The 17197-nt window shown below is 55.3% G+C and carries 15 protein-coding genes and 1 pseudogene; 9 read left to right on the forward strand and 7 right to left on the reverse strand.

Going from position 1 to position 17197, the window contains the following annotated elements; genetic code table 11:
- Positions 1-41: 41 nt before the first annotated feature.
- The 5 genes from doeB to ehuR all read right to left on the reverse strand — a co-directional run bounded on the left by doeB (position 42) and on the right by ehuR (position 5781).
- Positions 42-1043, reverse strand: coding sequence for a N(2)-acetyl-L-2,4-diaminobutanoate deacetylase DoeB (doeB, locus tag M5G20_RS21590; protein WP_273920764.1), 1002 nt, complete (start codon positions 1041-1043; stop codon positions 42-44).
- A 3-nt stretch (positions 1044-1046) separates the two neighbouring features.
- Positions 1047-2237 carry an ectoine hydrolase DoeA gene (doeA, locus tag M5G20_RS21595; protein WP_273920766.1) on the reverse strand — a complete coding sequence of 397 codons (1191 nt, stop codon included), beginning with the start codon at positions 2235-2237 and terminating at the stop codon, positions 1047-1049.
- Between the two features lie 43 nt (positions 2238-2280).
- Positions 2281-3273, reverse strand: a complete 993-nt coding sequence (gene eutC, locus M5G20_RS21600; protein WP_273920767.1) for an ectoine utilization protein EutC — start codon at positions 3271-3273, stop codon at positions 2281-2283.
- Between the two features lie 36 nt (positions 3274-3309).
- Positions 3310-4281 carry a hydroxyectoine utilization dehydratase EutB gene (eutB, locus tag M5G20_RS21605; protein ID WP_273920768.1) on the reverse strand — a complete coding sequence of 324 codons (972 nt, stop codon included), beginning with the start codon at positions 4279-4281 and terminating at the stop codon, positions 3310-3312.
- Positions 4282-4386: 105 nt separating this feature from the next.
- The gene (gene ehuR / locus M5G20_RS21610) at positions 4387-5781 is read right to left on the reverse strand and encodes a MocR-like ectoine utilization transcription factor EhuR (protein WP_273920784.1); all 1395 of its coding nucleotides are present in this window, start codon (positions 5779-5781) and stop codon (positions 4387-4389) included.
- Positions 5782-6071: 290 nt separating this feature from the next.
- Between ehuR and ehuB the strand changes: the two genes are divergently transcribed.
- From ehuB to ehuA, 4 genes are all read left to right on the forward strand, one after another.
- Positions 6072-6929 carry an ectoine/hydroxyectoine ABC transporter substrate-binding protein EhuB gene (ehuB, locus tag M5G20_RS21615; RefSeq protein ID WP_273920769.1) on the forward strand — a complete coding sequence of 286 codons (858 nt, stop codon included), beginning with the start codon at positions 6072-6074 and terminating at the stop codon, positions 6927-6929.
- 74 nt (positions 6930-7003) lie between these two features.
- Entirely contained in the window at positions 7004-7663 is a 660-nt protein-coding gene (gene ehuC / locus M5G20_RS21620; protein WP_273920771.1) for an ectoine/hydroxyectoine ABC transporter permease subunit EhuC, read from the forward strand.
- Positions 7660-8316, forward strand: coding sequence for an ectoine/hydroxyectoine ABC transporter permease subunit EhuD (gene ehuD / locus M5G20_RS21625; RefSeq protein ID WP_110658947.1), 657 nt, complete (start codon positions 7660-7662; stop codon positions 8314-8316). Before ehuC ends, ehuD begins: the two co-directional genes overlap by 4 nt.
- An 80-nt stretch (positions 8317-8396) precedes the next feature.
- Positions 8397-9191 carry an ectoine/hydroxyectoine ABC transporter ATP-binding protein EhuA gene (gene ehuA, locus M5G20_RS21630; protein ID WP_273920786.1) on the forward strand — a complete coding sequence of 265 codons (795 nt, stop codon included), beginning with the start codon at positions 8397-8399 and terminating at the stop codon, positions 9189-9191.
- A gap of 125 nt (positions 9192-9316) precedes the next feature.
- On the opposite strand, the gene M5G20_RS21635 is transcribed toward ehuA, so the two are convergent.
- Complete coding sequence (locus M5G20_RS21635; protein WP_273920775.1) at positions 9317-10048, reverse strand: OmpA family protein; 732 nt, start codon at positions 10046-10048, stop codon at positions 9317-9319.
- Between the two features lie 104 nt (positions 10049-10152).
- A pseudogene (locus M5G20_RS21640) lies at positions 10153-10728 on the reverse strand (MBL fold metallo-hydrolase); the annotation flags it as partial.
- Between the two features lie 80 nt (positions 10729-10808).
- On the opposite strand from M5G20_RS21640, the gene M5G20_RS21645 reads away from it, so the two are divergent.
- The 5 genes from M5G20_RS21645 to M5G20_RS21665 all read left to right on the forward strand — a co-directional run bounded on the left by M5G20_RS21645 (position 10809) and on the right by M5G20_RS21665 (position 17188).
- On the forward strand, positions 10809-12266 hold the full coding sequence (locus M5G20_RS21645; RefSeq protein ID WP_273920777.1) for a tyrosine-type recombinase/integrase: 1458 nt from the start codon (positions 10809-10811) through the stop codon (positions 12264-12266).
- A gap of 11 nt (positions 12267-12277) precedes the next feature.
- Entirely contained in the window at positions 12278-14248 is a 1971-nt protein-coding gene (locus M5G20_RS21650; RefSeq protein ID WP_273920778.1) for a hypothetical protein, read from the forward strand.
- Positions 14245-16272, forward strand: coding sequence for a hypothetical protein (locus M5G20_RS21655; RefSeq protein WP_273920779.1), 2028 nt, complete (start codon positions 14245-14247; stop codon positions 16270-16272). Before M5G20_RS21650 ends, M5G20_RS21655 begins: the two co-directional genes overlap by 4 nt.
- Positions 16269-16697 (forward strand): hypothetical protein, encoded by a 429-nt coding sequence (locus M5G20_RS21660; RefSeq protein ID WP_273920780.1) that lies wholly within the window; start codon positions 16269-16271, stop codon positions 16695-16697. Before M5G20_RS21655 ends, M5G20_RS21660 begins: the two co-directional genes overlap by 4 nt.
- Positions 16698-16837: 140 nt before the next feature.
- Entirely contained in the window at positions 16838-17188 is a 351-nt protein-coding gene (locus tag M5G20_RS21665; RefSeq protein ID WP_273920781.1) for a hypothetical protein, read from the forward strand.
- Positions 17189-17197 lie beyond the last annotated feature (9 nt).

Here is a 17197-nt window from a genome sequence, read left to right on the forward strand (position 1 = left end):
ACCCTGTGGGAGCGGGCAAACCCGCTCCTACAGCTGGGTGTTTACAACAACACATCGGCGATTACCGCGAGGGTATCGCCACAACCCACCAGCCCCGGAAAGTGCCGCGCCGCCAGTAAACCACTGCGCGCCGCACGGTATTCCACCGGAGCCGCGCCGCTGCGGGTGACGTCGTAGATGCGGGCGATCACTTCGCCCTGGTCCACGTTATCGCCCAGGTCACGGCACATTTCCAGCAGGCCGTCGTGCTCGCTGGCGATGAAGCAATCGCCGTCGGGCATGTCGAGCATGATTGACGGCGCCGTCTGCACTTCGCCCTGGAGAATCCCGGCATGCACCAACAGATTGCGCACCCCGCGCTCGGCTATCGCCACGCTGCGTGCTGTCGACGAACCACCGCCGCCCAACTCCGTGGTCACGAAAACTTTGCCTTGCGACTCGGCGGCGGTGTCGTACATCGCCCCGGCATCGAGTTCGAGCATGCGCATGCTGTACGGCGCATTGAACGCACGCATGCCGGCCTCACATTGCGCCTGTTGCTGCTTGTCCGGCAGCACATGACACGCGGCGAACGGCAGGAAATCCAGGGTGCGCCCGCCGGAATGAATGTCCAGCACGATGTCGGCCAGGGGCAGCAAGGTGCGAGTGAAATAGTCGGCGATCTTCTCGGTCACCGTACCGTCCGGCTTGCCGGGAAAGCTGCGGTTGAGGTTGCCCTTGTCGATCGGCGACGTGCGCCGCCCGGCGTGGAACGCCGGGGCGTTCATGAACGGAATGATGATCACCCGCCCGCTGACGTCGGCGGCCGTCAGACGTTGTGCCAGTTTGCTCAGCGCCACCGGGCCTTCGTACTCATCACCGTGGTTACCGCCGGTGAGCAGCGCGGTCGGCCCACGACCGCGCTGGATCACCGTGACCGGAATCATCACCGCGCCCCAGGCGGAATCATCCCGGGAATACGGCAACTTGAGAAAGCCGTGCTGCACACCTTCGCGGGCGAAATCCACGGTGGCGCTGATCGGGTTGTCAGGCAGTTCACTCATGGCTCAATCCTTCACGAACAATTGGCGAGGCACGTTGCACAACGTCTCGACGCCGGTTTCGGTGATCAGAATGCTCTCGGTGATTTCCAGTCCCCAGTCATCCATCCACAGGCCCGGCATGAAGTGGAAAGTCATGCCCGGTTGCAACACGCTGGTGTCGCCGGGACGCAGGCTCATCGTGCGCTCGCCCCAATCCGGCGGATAACTGATACCGATCGGGTAGCCGCAGCGGCTGTCCTTGTGGATGCCGAATTTCTCCAGCACCTTGAAAAACGCCACGGCGATGTCGCCGGTGGTGTTGCCAGGCCTGGCCGCTTCCAGTCCGGCAGCGATGCCTTCGACCACGGCTTTTTCGCCGTCGAGGAAATGCTGCGGCGGCTTGCCCAGGTAGATCGTGCGCGACAACGGGCAGTGATAGCGTTTGTAGCAACCGGCGATTTCGAAGAAGGTGCCGGCGCCCTTTTCGAACGGAGAATCGTCCCAGGTCAGGTGCGGTGCGCTGGCGTCGGCACCGGTCGGCAACAGCGGCACGATGGCCGGGTAGTCGCCGCCATGGCCGTCGGCACCGAGGATGCCACTGCTGTAGATCTCGGCCACCAGTTCGTTTTTGCGCATGCCCGGTTCGATCCGTTCGAGGATCCGCCCATGCATCTTTTCGACGATGCGCGCGGCGATGCGCATGTAGGTGATTTCCTGCGGCGACTTGACTGCCCGCTGCCAGTTCACCAGCCCGACCGCGTCGATCAATCTGGCCTTCGGCAGGTTGTTCTGCAGCGACAGGTAAGCGGCGGCGCTGAAGTAATAGTTGTCCATCTCCACGCCGATGGTCAGCGCATCCCAACCCCGGGCGCTGATCACTTCCCGCGACAGGTAATCCATGGGATGCCGTTCGCGCGACTGCACGTAGTAGTCCGGGTAGCCAACGATGTTTTCTTGCTGCATGAACACCGTACGCCTGGCGCCATTGGCGTCCTGGCCGCGACCGAACCACACCGGTTCGCCGTCGAGCGCCAGCAGCACGCACTGATGAACGTAGAACGACCAACCGTCATAGCCGGTCAGCCAGGCCATGTTCGACGGATCGGTGACCAGCAACAGCTCGATGCCCTGCGCCTGCATGGCCACTCGCACCTTGGCCAGACGCTGGGCGTATTCCTCCCGCTGGAACGGAAGATTGACGACTATCTGAGACATGCACATGCCCTCTGATAAATGACGCACGGATGAAAAAAGCGGTTTAACTGCCGAACTGAAAACCCTTGCCGGCCGAACGCGCACGCTCGAAGGCCAGGTTGGCCATGGCCGTGTCCTGGGCGCCGGTGCCGGTGAGATCGCAGAGGGTGATTTGCATTGAATCGGTGCGACCGGGCCGTTGGCCGGCCAGCACCTGGCCCAGTTCTGCGAAGCCCGATTCGTCGCTGACCACGCCCGCAGCGAGGGCGTGATGCAGCTCGCCGAGGATGCGTGTCTGGCTCAAGCGATCCGCCACGTATCGGTCGACCTGCGCCAGCGCACGGGGGGAAATCTCGTTCTTGTGCTCGGCGTCCGAACCCATCGCGGTGATGTGCAGGCCGGGGTGCAAATGGCGCACATCGATCAACGGCTCACGGCTCGGTGTGCAGGTGATCGCGATGTCGACCCCGGCCACCGCCTCGTCGATGCTGGCGAAGGGTTTGACCGCCAGACCCGTGTCACGGGCCAGTTCAACGCTGAAGGCCTGGGCTTTGGCGGCATCCCGCGCCCAGACCCTCACGCTGTCGATCGGCCGCACCAGACGCAGGGCTTGCAGTTGCAACGCGGCCTGCTCCCCGGCACCGATCAGCGCCACGCTGCGGCTGTCCTCCCGCGACAGCGCCCGCGCCGCCACGGCACCGGCCGCCGCTGTTCGCACGGCGGTGAGGTAACCGTTATCCAGCAACAGGGCATCCAGCAGACCGGTGCGGGCGGACAGCAACATCATCATGCCGTTGAGGCTGGGCAAGCCGAGTTTCGGGTTGTCGAAAAAACCCGGGCTGACCTTGATCGCAAAGCGTTCCAGGCCCGGCAGGTAAGCGGTTTTTACGTCCACTTCGCCGTTATGTTCGGGAATGTCCAGACGCAGGATCGGCGGCATGGCCACGGCGGCGGTGGCCAGCAACACGAAGGCCTGCTCGATGGCTTCGACGCTGGGCAGGTCCAGTGACACGCAGGCGCGCAAGTCCGCTTCGTTCAGCAAGGTGATTTCACTCATCAACGCGGCACTCCATGGAGTCGTTATTGTTGGAATTCATGCGTCGGCACCGAGGAGCACGCGCAGGTGCTGATCGATATCGACGTTGCGTCCGCTGACCACCACCACGATCGGCCCGCGCGCCTCGATCACGCCTTCGAGCAACGCGGCAATCCCCACCGCCGCCGCGCCTTCCAGCACCAGACGCTCTTCGCGATAGGCATGGCGCATGGCGTTGGCGATGGCGTCTTCACTGAGCAGGTGCAGGTGATCGCAGGTGTCGCGGGTCATGGAGAAGGTGTAATGGTTGTCGAGGCCGATGCCGCCGCCGAGCGAGTCAGCCAGGGTCGGCAGCTCTTCGACTTCCACCGGACGTCCGGCGGCGAGGCTGGCGTGCATGGCCGCACCGCGTTGCATGCTGATGCCGTGAGTGACGATCTGCGCACTGGCACTTTTCAGCGCCAGCGCCACGCCGGCAAACAAACCGCCGCCAGACAATGGAATCAGTACTTGAGAGACGTCTGGCTGCTGTTCAAGGATCTCCAGCCCCAGCGTGCCTTGCCCGGCGATGATCGCCGGATGGTCGAACGGCGGCAGCAGCGTCGCGCCCTGTTCATGGGCAATGCGCTCGGCTTCACGCTGGGCGTCATCCTGGGACTGGCCGACGATGCGCACTTGTGCACCGAGATCGCGGATGGCCTGAACCTTGTTTCCCGGCACCAGGTGCGACAGGCAAATCGTTGCCTTCACGCCTTGTTGCGAGGCGGCGTACGCCAGCGCCCGCCCATGATTGCCGGTCGACGCGGCGACGACACCACGGTCCTTTTGCTCGGCCGTGAGCTGCGCCACGGCATTGCTCGCGCCGCGTAACTTGAAGCTGCCGGTGATTTGCCAGGATTCAAGCTTGAGATACACCGGCACGCCCAATTGTCGCGACAGGCTGGGTGAATGTTCCATCGGTGTACGCCGCACCAGCGCTTCAATGCGCTGGCGGGCGAGGTAAATATCGTTGAGCTGGAGCGTTGACATGACCGCATCCCGATGAGGTATTGGGCGCAGTCTAAGAGGGCTGGATTGTCACGCTGAATGTACTAGGGCAATTTAGTCGACAAATTTTTCCACGTCTTTTCCCGCTCAAAAATCGTGGATTTGCGGGTACTGGCCAAAAATTTCGCGCATCCCCATCAACGCATCGCGCATTTCCTCGTTACTGCATTCAGCCCCCACGCACACCCGCACCGCCCGTGGTCGCGGCGTACCGCGCACGGTGAACGGATCGGGCGAGGTCACCGCAATATGCTTGTGACGCAGGGCGCGAACCAGGCTGTCGAGTTCCCAATGCGGCGGAATACCGATCCAGGCATTCAGGGCATGGGGATGCTGGCCGAGCAGGTATTCGCCGAGGTATTCGCTGACCATCGCCTGACGCCCACCCAACAGCTTGCGCTGCAGTCCCACCAGCGTGTCGGCGCGGCCATCGCGAATCCAGCGCGCGGCGATTTCCGACACCATGGGCGTGGCCATCCAGCTGTTGACCCGCAAAATGCTTTCGGTGCGCAACGCCAGGCGCTTGGGCATCACCAGATAACCAATGCGCAAACCGGTGAGCACCGATTTGGTCATGCTGGTGCAGTAGAACGACAATTCCGGCAGGTAATGGCTGATCGGCGGCGCTCGGCGCTCATCCAGCAGCGGTCCGTAGACGTCGTCTTCGATGATGTGCACACCGAAGCGCCGGGCAATCTCGGCGATTTCCCGACGACGGTTGTCCGGCATCAGGCTGGTGGTCGGGTTGTTCAGGTTCGGTGTGCAGACCAGTGCGGTGATGCGCTCATTGCTGCACATGTCCTCGAAATGCTCCGGATCAATGCCGTAGCGATCCATTTCCAGGCCTTTGAGGGTGAAGCCCAGCACCTGGGAGTTGCCGATCACGCCATGGTCGGTGATGCCTTCGCAGAGCACCACGTCATCGGGGCCGGCCAGCGAGGCCAGGGCGAGGAAAATCCCATGGGCCGCGCCATTGGTGATCAGGATGTCATCGCGCTCGACGCGCAGGCCTTGTCGCCCGATCCAGTGCATCGCCGCTTCACGGTGCGACTCGAACCCGGCGATGGGACGGAATGCGTGAATCCACGGCTGGTCTTCTTCAGTGCTGAGTTCGCGGCAGGTCTCGCGCCAGAACTGGTCGTGCTCGCGGGTGTGCATGATCCGCGTGATGGAGAAGTCCACCAAAGCGCGTTCGGGACTGTCGAGAATATAGGTGGCGACCCGGTCGCTCATGCGCCGCGAGACGAAGCTGCCACGCCCCACTTCGCAACGCACCAGGCCCTGGCGCTCCAGTTCCTTATAGGCGTTGGTGACCGTCTGCACGCTGATGCCCACGGCATCGGCCACCTGTCGTTGCGGTGGCAGGCGCTGATCGTTGACCAGCACGCCCTGCTCGATGTCATCGGCAATCGCCTGCACCAGGATCTTGTATTTCGACTCGCCGCTGCGGGCGATTTCCAATGCTGCCTTCCACTTGTCCATCGGCGCCGAACCCACGTGTTTGCCAGTGCCGACAGCATCCCGCGAGAAACCATGCAAAGCAATTGTCCTAGTGCAATGCAATGTGGCACAGGGCTTTTGTATGCTCGGTACAAGGTCGATGCACAGACAGGCGAGCCCGCCGCCAACAACAACCAATCGATCTGTACCGGAACTGTGCCCCCGGGCTTCGGCTCAACTGGAAACAGCTCTCGTACGCTTTGCTCTTGTCACACTGCCTCCTACCACAGAGCCGTCACCGACGGGTCCACAAGAAACAGGAGATTTTATCGATGAGCAATTCCATTCCCCGCAGTTCCCATGTCTTGCGTCACCTGTTCGTGGCTTGCGCGATGTTCGGTCTGGCCGCCACCGCCCATGCCGCCACGACGCTGGAAACCGTCACGAAAAACAGCACCATTCGTATCGGCTATGCCAATGAAACCCCATTCGCCTTTACCGAGACTGATGGGCGGGTCACCGGTGAATCGCCGGAAATCGCCAAAGTCATCTTCGGCAAAATGGGCATCAAGCAAGTCGATGGCGTACTGACCGAGTGGGGCTCGCTGATTCCGGGCCTGCGCGCCAGGCGTTTCGATGTGATTGCCGCCGGCATGTACATCACCCCCGAGCGCTGCAAACAGGTCATCTTCACCGATCCGCAATACCAGTTGCCCGACGCCCTCCTGACCGCCAAAGGCAACCCGAAAAACCTGCACAGCTATGAAGACATCGCCAGGAACCCGGACGTAAAACTGGCAATCATGGCCGGCACGGTCAATCTGAAATACGCGCGGGACTCCGGTGTGAAGGACACCCAGATCCTTCAGGTGCCCGACACTACCGCCCAGTTGCAAGCCGTGCGTGCCGGCCGCGCCGATGCCGCCGTGGGCACCCAGCTGACCATGAAAGGCCTGGCGGCCAAGGGTGGAGAAAAGGTCGAAGCGGTCACCGAATTCAAGGATGACCCGTCGCATACCGGTTATGGCGCCCTCGCCTTCCGTCCGGAAGACAAGGACCTGCGGGATGCGGTCAATGCCGAACTGAAAAAGTGGCTGGGCTCTGAAGACCACCTCAAGACGGTGGCCCCGTTTGGCTTCGACAAATCCAACGTGACAAGCAAAACGGCTGCCGAGCTCTGCGCTCAATAGTCGAGACTGGCATGGCGCTATAGCGCGATGCCTGTCCTGCCGACTCCGGATGTTGAACCACGCAGGTGTAAACAATGGGTGAATTACTTCCGCTATTGATTCAAGGCGCCTGGGTCACGCTCCAGGTGACCTTCTTCGGCTCGATCCTGGCAATTGTCGCGGCCATTCTGGCGGCGCTGGGGCGCATGTCGCCGTGGCGCCCGCTGAGCTGGTTCTCGGTTGCCTACATTGAAGTGTTTCGCGGCACGTCGTTGCTGGTGCAGCTGTTCTGGCTGTTTTTCGTGTTGCCGCTGCCACCGTTCAATCTGGCACTGAGCCCCTACAGCGTCGCCATCGTCGGCCTCGGCCTGCACATCGGCGCGTATGGCGCCGAGGTGATGCGCGGTGCAATCAGCTCCGTGGCCAAAGGTCAGTATGAAGCGGCCACGGCGCTGAACTTCAGCAGCTACAAGCGTTTTCGCCGGATCATTCTGCCTCAGGCCTTGCTCGCGGCCATCCCGCCGGGCACCAACCTGCTGATCGAATTGTTGAAAAACACTTCACTGGTGTCGCTGATCACCTTGTCCGATCTGAGCTTCCGCGCCCGGCAACTGGATCAGGCCACGTTCCAGACCCTGGAAATCTTCAGCCTGGCGCTGGTGATGTATTTCATCCTGGCGCAAGCGATCAACCTCGGCATGCGCAGCATTGAACGTCGCCTGGCGCGCGGCCGGATGCGTGGAGGTCTGTCATGACCCTGTTCGACTGGACCTATGCCTGGCAGATCCTCCCCGATTTGCTGCGCGCTTCGCTCAACACCGTGGGCATTACCCTGATCGGTTTCCTGATCGCCATTGTGCTGGGGCTGTTCCTCGCCATCGGCCGGCGCAGCCGCCTGTATTGGCTGTCGTGGCCGATCGCCGGGATGATCGAATTCATCCGCAGCACACCGCTGCTGATCCAGGTGTATTTCCTCTACTACGTGCTGCCCAACTACGGGGTCAGCATGACGGCCATGCAAGTGGGGATCATCGGCATTGGCGTGCACTACGCCTGCTACATCGCCGAGGTTTATCGCGGCGGGCTTGATGCCGTGCCACGTGCGCAATGGGAAGCAGTGACCGCGCTGAACATCGCGCCGTACAGCGCCTACCGCAACATCATCCTGCCCCAGGCCCTGCGGCCGATCTTGCCGCCGCTGGGCAACTACCTGGTGGCAATGCTCAAGGACACGCCGGTGCTGTCGGCCATTACCGTGGTTGAAATCATGCAGCAGGCCAAGAACATCGGCTCCGAAAACTTCCGCTATCTGGAGCCGATCACCATGGTCGGCCTGTTCTTTCTCGCCCTGAGCATCGCCCTGGCTTATCTGGTACGGCGCCTCGAACTGCGCCTGGAGCTACGCTAATGACTTCTCCACTCTCGACCTCCAACGACCTTACCCGGCGCGGCAACCTGATGCCGCTGCATCCGCAAGAGGCCACGACCATGCATCAAACGAAAGCGGTCAAGCCGATTGTCAGCTTCCAGGACGTCACCAAAAGCTATGGCAATTTCACCGTGCTCGACCATTTGAACCTGGACGTCACGCCCGGCGAGAAAGTCGCGATCATCGGCCCCAGCGGCTCGGGGAAATCCACGCTGTTGCGGGTCCTGATGACCCTCGAAGGCATTGATGACGGACTGATCCGCATCGAAGACGACTTGCTGACGCACATGCCCAATCGCAACGGCGTACTGGTGCCGGCCAATGACCGGCACATCCGCCGCGTGCGCGGCAAGATCGGCATGGTGTTCCAGAGTTTCAACCTGTTCCCGCACATGACGGCGTTGCAGAACGTCATCGAAGCGCCGGTGCAGGTACTGGGCATGAAAGTCGCCGAAGCACGGGAACGCGCGGCGGATCTGCTGGAATTGGTGGGGCTGGGCAGCAAGCTGGGGCATTACCCTTCGCAGTTATCCGGTGGGCAACAACAACGGGTGGCGATTGCCCGCGCCTTGGCCATGCGGCCCAAGGTCATGCTGTTTGACGAAGTGACGTCGGCGCTCGACCCGGAATTGTGCGGCGAAGTGCTCAACGTGATCCGCAAGCTCGGCGCCGAACATAACCTGACCATGCTGATGGTCACCCACCAGATGGGTTTCGCCCGGGAGTTCGCCGATCGCGTGTGCTTCTTTTACAAGGGCCAGATCCACGAGCAAGGCACCCCGGCGCAGATCTTCGAACATCCGCAGCAGGAACGGACGTGTGCGTTTCTCAGTGCGGTGAAAGAAGCCAACTAAAAAGCAACACATACAAATGTGGGAGCCAGCCTGCTCGCGATGGCGGTGTATCAGTCAGCATTAACGCTATCTGACACACCGCCATCGCGAGCAAGCTCGCTCCCACAGGTTTTTTCTTACGGGTGTTATGGGTACTGCTGAACAGTGCCTGGCTGTTGCTGACCACCGTACTGCTGACCCGGAATCGCCTTGAGGTTGACCTCTACACGACGGTTCTGCGCACGGCCATTGACGTCGGCGTTGCTGGCAACCGGGTTATCCGGGCCGGCGCCACGGGCGCTCAGGTTGGCACCGCTGACGCCTTGCGAGGTCAGGTAAGTCGCCACGCTCTGGGCACGACGCTGGGACAGGTCCATGTTGTGCTGACGGCTGCCGGTGCTGTCGGTGTAACCGACGATTTCGATCTGGTTCTGGTTGAACTCTTTCAGCGAGCCGGCCAGGTTGTTCAGCGGCTGGTAGAAGCTCGGCGCGATGTTCGCCGAATCGGTCGCGAAAGTGATGTTACCCGGCATGATCAATTTGATCTGATCGCCCTGGCGCTGCACTTCGACACCGGTGTTGGCCATGCTGGCCCGCAGTTTTTTCTCTTGCTGGTCGGCGTAGTAGCCGTAACCGGCGGCGGAAGCACCCACCACGGCGGCGCCGATCAGCGCGCCCTTGCCACGGTTGTTGTGGTCAATGGCGGCACCCGCCAAGGCGCCGGCCAGCGCACCGAGGCCACCATACTTCGCGGTTTTACTCATGCCAGTGGAGCCGCTATCGGCCTGACCCTGGTTGTCGTAAGGGTTGGGTGATGCGCAACCGGACAACAGCGCCACGGCAGTAGCAACAATAATCAAACGACGGGTGGTGAACATGAAGAGCTCCTACTTTTTTACATTCTGTGGTGCAACGGACTTAAGCATCGAACCTTTGCGGGCGTTGGATCGTTTGTGCCGATAAAAATTCCGCTGGTTACAAATCAGGCCCGAACAAACGGATTCTCACGCATTTCATCGCCGAGGCGGGTATCCGGACCGTGCCCGGCCACCACCGTCGCTTCTTCGTCGAGGGTATACAAACGCTGCTTGATGGAACGCACGATAGTCGCCTGATCGCCACCCCACAAATCCGTTCGCCCTACCCCACGCTTGAACAGCGTGTCACCGGCGATCAGCAGCTTGGCGTCGGCAAACCAGAAGCTCATCGACCCCGGTGTGTGACCCGGCGTGTGCAGCGCTACGCCACAGCCGCAAGCCAACTCTTCATCATCAGCCAACCAGCGATCCGGCGACGGCACTGGCGTGTAGGGAACGCCGAACATCTGGCATTGCATCTCCAGATTGTCCCAGAGGAATTGATCTTCCTTGTGCAGGTGCAAGGTCGCGCCGGTTTTCTCCTTCAACTGCCCGGAAGCGAGGAAATGATCGAGGTGCGCATGGGTGTGAATGATGCTGACCACTTTCAGGCCCAAGGCATCGAGGCGAGCCAGGATCAACTCATGATTGCCACCCGGATCGACGACGATGGCCTTTTTCGTCACTGGATCGCCGATGATAATCCGAATGTAGCCATATTGACCCCAATATCCGAATGTACAATGATATGGACATTTCAAACTGGCACGGATGGGCGCTCATGTCGCGCAACCAGATCAAGAGTAAGACCGGGCAAGATCGCTATAATTCCAAGGCACGGCGCATACTTATTCCCCAATTTCGCCTATTAAAAGTTCAATTCCTCGAACCTCACGACGAAGCTAAGCTAGGTGACCTGCGTCTCCCAGATTATATATTTGCAGAGGGCACTGACGGATATTATCCAAGTTTTCCGGTAATCATCCAAGGTAATGGCGAGCCTTGGGAAATCGGTAACCTCTACCTAACTACCAAGCTACAACGCGAAAGTAGTTATGAATCTAGAACCTTTAGAGGTATTGCAGACCATCTTCTCGATTATCTGCGTTTCCTTGAAGATGAAGGCCTAAATTACCTTTACCTTCCTAGTAATAATCGACTAAGGGCCACCTTCCGATACAAGAAGCGCTTAATTGAATTACGCGATGACAGCAAAATCTCAGCAAGCACGGCGAGCACTAGGATCAATGCGATAGTTAATTTCTACCGTGGAATATTAAGTTGGGGACTGATTAGAGAAGGCGAGCTTGAAAACATCCCGTTTGAGGAAATCGTTAAGAACATTAGCATAATTTCGGAGATTGGAACAGAAAACAAATTAAAGATTAAGTCACACAGTCTAGCTATCAAAGTATCTGGAAAGCCTCTTCAGTCTGAGTATATAAATGATGGAGGATCACTCCGCCCGCTTACTGTTAATGAGCAAGAATGCATTTTGAAAGCGCTGCTAAGCTCATCACGCGAATATCAGCTAATGTTCTATTTTTCGCTATTCACAGGCGCTCGCATACAGACTGTTGGAACCCTGCGCATAAAGCACCTTCACGGCAAGCTAGACGGAAATGGGTATCTACGACTTCCAATCGGCAATGGAACATCTATTGACACGAAGCGCGGCAGGCAAATGATGTTGCTTGTCCCGGGCTGGCTCGTAAGGGACATGTTAATATATACTCGCAGTCCGGAAGCAATAAAACGGCGCACACGTTCATTTTACAGCGACACCGAAGATAATTATTTATTCCTAAGCAAGAACGGCGTTCCGTATTACACCAGCAAAAAGGAACTACTCGATAGGCGCGATGCGAAGATCAGTAGGTATGCGCACTTCAAAGACCGAGTACTGAATTATTCAATTCAAGATGGTGCAGCCTTACGCCAACATATCCGCGACATACTATTTCCGCGCATCTACATCGACAATCCTGACTTTCAAAATTTTACTTTCCATGATCTGCGCGCAACGTTTGGCATGAATTTACTGGAAAGTCAGTTACAGCACCTAGGTGACAAAGCTATCACTGCAGCATTGGACTATGTACAGCAACGCATGGGCCACCGAGACAAGACAACGACCCTACAATATCTAAACTATAAGTCTCGTTTGGAGTGGAAGGCATGCATCCAACACGAGTTCGAACAAAAACTATTTACTTACATTAATAGTGCCTCATCTTAAGGTAGAGCTGCATGAAGCAAATTTTTACACGCCGCCCTATCGTAATCATTAACCACAAAGACTCTGACCTTGAGGCTATTCATCCTCAATCGGTTATTATCGCTTGCGATAATATTGCGACTAATGGTAGGCGGTATCTGGACTTCGGCTCATTGTGTTATGTGCGTCGCAAGAGCACTTCTTCCAGAAATAGGCATAGGAGTTATGTCGGCGTAAAGGTTGATCAAACCTCGCTAGATATTAAACGCCTCCCCGCTGCGAGAAAACTTATTGAGGCTGCCAGACTCAAACAAAATTTCGCGTCGACAATTGGATTATTTTCAACAACAAGACCATTCTTTGACTGGATCGATGATCAGGAAAAGGAATACTCCTTCGACCAGGGGGAATCCATTAAAGAAGCCTATAGTGACTACACTCAAAACCTACTTTATAGAGTGAACATCTCTGGGATCAGAGAAGGAGCTATTAAGCTATCCACGGCATCCAGGCTCCAGACTTCAGCGCGTTTAGTGGTTTCCTTTGCAACCGGGATGCACGATAAAGAGGTGGTGGCGTTAGCTACGTACATCACCCAAATACATGAGCGGGGCCATATCAACTTAAAACAGCCTAGCACGGGCTCCCAAGCTAAGACATTTGCAACGCTGGTAAATTTTGTAGAAGAAGCTCATCGCATATTAGTGAAAGGCAACCAATTTCCGATGTGCCTAGTTTCTCCAGGTTGCGAACCGTACTATCTGCACAACATTCAACAAGGTTCTAAAAAAGTCAAAGAAGCTAAATTCAGCGTTCTTCGCATGCTCGATGTAAGCCCACAATTCCCAACATGGAAAGAAGTAAAAGATCATTACAATCTCACTGGACCGGCTTGGAAAAATTTCCACCTCCACTACAACTATGAACAGCAAAGCAAAAGACAAATAATCAATAACACCAACCTTAGATGCGATTTGAGGTTGCAACTGGCAAATCATTCTATGACTGCCGGAATGTTGGCGTTCATTGCAGCGACCGGCTGCAACTTGAGTATCGCTCAAGATCTCGACATTACTAGCCTGGAAATCGTACCAAGCACACAAGGGCAACGATTTTACGGCACCAAGGCTAGAGCGAACGGAAAAGCCGTTTCCCCTGAGTTTGGTGCGAGATTCACCCCAATATTCAAGAAAATTCTGGAATTGCGGGAATGGATTCTGAATGGTAGAAAAAGTCACCTTGTGTTTCCAATTTCACCAAAAGGAATGGGCACTATTGGTTACATTGGCACTAGTGCGTTTCAAACGTTAAGAACACTACTAAAAAAGGCACACCCTAATACAGTTTGGGTATCACCTATTCATTGGCGAAAGAATGTAAGTTACCAATACCTTAGCAATAGTGGTGGTGATCTTGCCCTAACAGCGGAAAAACTCGGCAACACCGAGATTACCGTGCGGAAAAATTACTCCCGTCCAGCACTTGAAGACTTTGCTGCCCAACTGTCCGGGTTCTTCGAAGCAATGCATTTGGCGGCAGTTGCCCGCACACGTGACGCAAACCTAATTCCAGTGCAAATCACAAAAGAAAAGCGCCCTGAAGCGATTACAAGCGTCGGGAGCTGCGGAAAACGTACCGTGACTGAGCCTAGACGAGCTCAAGGATTCACTGAGTTGGCTCCAGAACCTTCTTGCCGACATCCTGAAACGTGCTTGTTTTGTGATTTCTATGCGGTTCATGCAGATGAAGAAGATATTCGCCGCCTACTGTCGCTGCGCTACCTTATTCAAGCAACACGATCTAAGCATGAGCATGAATATTGGGATATTAAATTTGGATCGACGATACATCGAATTGATGAAGTTATAGCAGCCATAAACGATACGGATATTTCCCTAGGAGATACCATCCGCCGGATACGAAATGAAGTCGACTCCGGACATCTTGATTCATTTTGGGCAATCCACTTCGACACATTGGTTTATGTAGGAACGATCTCATGAATATAATTCCCGATCTAAAAATCAGAGAAGCGAAAGAGATCCAGTTACCAGACAACTACGCTAATCTCTCGTCTTACCTTTCTCCCGATGACAATTTTGTGATATCTCGCGGGTTGGATGGCTCTGTAATTTCTCGTTTCAGGGACGACACTTGGGATGTTCGCATGTACGACGCGAAAAATAAATGTGTTTACAATTTTACATCGTGGTGCTCAGCACCAAGCAGCGCACTGGCGAAAATTATTCAACGGGAGTTGAAGATAGCGCAGCTTGCGCGACTTTATTTGTTTGGAAAGCCGCGAAAGGTTAACTCCGTTAGACTTATGTACCTTCGCAGCCTAGCGAGATTATCGTTTAACAATAATACATCTCTATCCGAACTATTCAACAACATTAAACATCATGCATCGATAATATCAAGCTTCGCCGCGCTGCCATCTGCGACGATGAAGATCATGCTAACCGTAGTTAGAGAACTATTTGATATTCGAGCCAAACATCCGAGCTTCGAAATTGCCCCATCTAACTACCAACTAATTGAACGACTTGAAACAATCTATAACAAGTGCCCAAAGGCTCAAGGGAATGAACCACAACAAACCAAGCTCATCCCATCACGAATATATGGAGAGTTTATTTGCGCTTTCAGCGCCATGCTAGATGCGTTCAACGAGCACGCTACTGGCATTTATTCTTTGTATAAAAAACGGATAACCAATCCACTGTACGCAGCTCCGGATGGGTCGAGACAGGGTAATAAAGAATTTACTTCATGGACTGACGCAGTAAACCAGGAGAACCTTGCATCTTTTCTAAAACACTTATCGATCACGAATTGGACCTTGCTAAACCGATATATTGCGGAAATACAAGCAGCCGCCAAATATTGGATTCATTTGTTTTCTGGCATGCGTGACAATGAGGCAAATTTTTTACCTGCCGACACCTACACATCTATCGAGGCAGGTGATGTGACCTTTAAAATATTACGAGGCTACACATCAAAAATTGCGGCGCAGAACCACACTGCAACCTTCTGGATTACTCATAGTATTGTAGAAAAAGGTATCAACGCAGCTTGCACAGTCGGTAGCCTAACCGCATTAAAATGTGGGTGGAACGATGTAAATAAAAGTCAGTTCCCACTTTTCCCCGGGAAAATTGCCAGGAAAAGAAGTAGCGGCTCTGCCAACAAAAACACTTGGCACTTCGTGGGAGCTCCAGTGGCAGGAAGTATTCCGGAGTCCACACAAAGTAAACTGATCTCGAGTATCCCTGCCTTATTTGTGCGGGAGGAAGATATTTGCGAACTAGAAAGATTCGACGGATTCCGCAACTGGCGTGATGAGCCTACCATTCAAATTGGCAAGCCATGGCCAATAACAAGCCACCAATGCCGTCGCTCACTTGCTGTTTACGGCGCTCGCTCAGGCCTACTTACTCTCGGAGCAAGTGCACTGCAATTTAAGCAATTAACAGAAGCAATGGCCTCTTATTATCGAAAGGGCAGCGCTTTCGCTGTAAACTTCCTCCAGACAGATGAGGCTAAAAACTGGATGGATGAATTAGAGCACGAGCGAAGAATAGCTCAATTCATTCAGTACGAGACAGATGTAATCAACACCACTAATCGCCTGTGGGGCGGTGAGGGAACTCGTATCCAAGTGGCGCGGGATAAAGGCCTGCCTTTGATCATAACTACAGACCGCTCATTGACAGAAAAAAAATTCCTAAAGGGGGAAATGGCCTACAAGCCTGGCCCGATTGGTGGATGTTCTAATCTTGATCATTGCGATAAAATTACATTCACTAGCATCTTTGCGTGTATCGATTGCGACAAGTCCATTTTCGATGATGAGCGCAGTTTAAAGAATATTAAACGTGGCATTAATAACTTGAAGCGAGAGCAAGCCTTTTTCGTTCCGGAGAACCCGCTGTACAAGCAACTCGAATCTGAAATCAATGCCCTATTCGAAAAACTCGAAAAGCGTGGGTTGCGTGAAAAGATGGAGGCAATGGAATGAGTGCTGTCGAAGATTACTGCGCCGCCCTACAGCGGCTGATCGAGGAAAAGACGCTCAGTGTTCCCAAGGGATCAGCGATCAATAAGGATACGGTCGCTTTGGAAGCAGGCCGAAAGCGCGGCTCGATCAAAAAAAGCCGTGGGGAACATGCACAACTTATTGCCAAGATAGAATCCGCCGCTGCTGCTCAGCTTGAACAAGCAAAGCTGTCCCCTTCTCAGGAATTCGAGAAGCAGAAAGCGCTTAAAAAGGCTGCTCAAGTTAAACTTAAAAGTCTTAAAGAAGATTACGAGTTAGCACTCACCAAGATAGTCTCACTGGTGCACGAGAACCATATGCTAAAGGAGCATATCAAAGGCCTTACCGATGAATTGCGCCGGGACAATCAGATCGTCAGAATGGCTGAGACAAGCAGACGGTTGTGAACAACTTGCTTAAGAAATCTACTCATATTTTCACTGATGGAGTCCGGGTCCGCGGCTCCGGTGCCTTAAGAAAATGTTGATAGCTCGCTACCAGAGATGGCTTTATGATTGCTATTAACCATTAAAATAGAGTCTTCGAAATGAATCCCTTTGCTGACATGGAAAACGATAGTGTGATTGTTGAGCGGGACGGCACGGAGATCGCTCGATACAAGTGCGCCTTTGTTGAACCGAAGCTGACAATCATGGGCGATAATGTGAATATTGCGGAGGGCGACAAGCTGTATCAGCTGCTTCCTAACGGAAGTAGGGTGGAGTACGACGTAGAAGACGTCTCCTACCGAAGCGGACTTGATGACATGTGCGGTTGCTTTTTCGTACAACTTGAAAAGGTGCGAGCGAAACCCCGGAAATCCGCTACCTCAACAACAAATCACATCACCATACATGGGTCAACAGGGATTCAGATTGGCGACCATTGTTGCCGCTGACCGAAAACT

Source organism: Pseudomonas sp. TNT2022 ID1044 (genome assembly GCF_028656895.1).
Lineage (GTDB): Bacteria > Pseudomonadota > Gammaproteobacteria > Pseudomonadales > Pseudomonadaceae > Aquipseudomonas > Aquipseudomonas reinekei.